Below are 826 nucleotides of genomic sequence, written 5' to 3' on the forward strand. Positions count from 1 at the left end.
CTCGTTACAAGGCCTCCGCCCGCAACAGCCAGTAGCACGGCGGCGGTCGCAATTGAACGCTGCGAACTTCCCTTGCCGCGCTTACCTCTTGAGTTGGTCAGTTCTGACGTCGCAACCCACGTCCCAAGCGACTCATTCCAAACGCTTTTGTACGACTTATTCATCAGTTACCCCATCAAGATAGAATTCGATGGGCATATAGTGAATTTTCGGTCCTTCTGAAACAATTTGATCGGTAAGAAAAAATCAGAATGGGCTTCTGACTTGTTATTAAAATCACATGTATCTGAAGATTTTTAAGGAATTGTTCAGTAGGCGGCGCGGCGCTAACTTCGCGAAGATCATGGATTTCAGCGCGCCGACCTGTAGTTAAATTCAGCAAAACACTCCGTAACCCGTTCGTCTGCCTCGGCTGTCAGACGCCACGCTCGTATCGCCTCCTGACAAACCGCACCTCCCGGGATGTTTCGGTCATTCAGAAGCAGAGGTTCGTACAAATCAGACGCCGAATCGACGGCATATAAAGCCAGTCATCTGTCGCCAGTCCCCCTCGGAAAATAGAATTAATCAACGCGAGAGAGGGAAAACAAATTGCGGTAAATAACGCCCTCGCAATTCGCACCGAATTACCAATATTTAATTCTCTACAGGACGACATCATGAACAAGTCGTATATCACCGTCTGGAATGAAGTGTCTGGCAGCTGGGTTGCAGCCCCCGAATTCGCATCGGCACGCGGCAAGCGCAGCAAGGGTCGCATGCAACGTTCCGTTGCGGCTGCTTTGGCGTTGGCCGGGGTGGTGTTGGCTGGTGGAGGATTGTCCAA

The 826-nt window shown here is 50.8% G+C and carries 2 protein-coding genes; one reads left to right on the plus strand and one right to left on the minus strand.

The window, feature by feature from the left end; genetic code table 11:
- Window positions 1-164: ESPR domain-containing protein (locus BTH42_RS36540; protein ID WP_218642039.1), on the minus strand; the 164-nt coding region annotated here is incomplete at its 3' end.
- A gap of 495 nt (window positions 165-659) precedes the next feature.
- On the opposite strand from BTH42_RS36540, the gene BTH42_RS36545 reads away from it, so the two are divergent.
- The coding region (locus tag BTH42_RS36545) for an ESPR domain-containing protein (RefSeq protein WP_143752325.1) at window positions 660-826 on the plus strand (167 nt) is incomplete at its 3' end.

Origin of the sequence: Burkholderia sp. SRS-W-2-2016 (assembly GCF_001931485.1) — a bacterium.
In the GTDB taxonomy this organism is placed as follows: Bacteria; Pseudomonadota; Gammaproteobacteria; order Burkholderiales; family Burkholderiaceae; genus Paraburkholderia.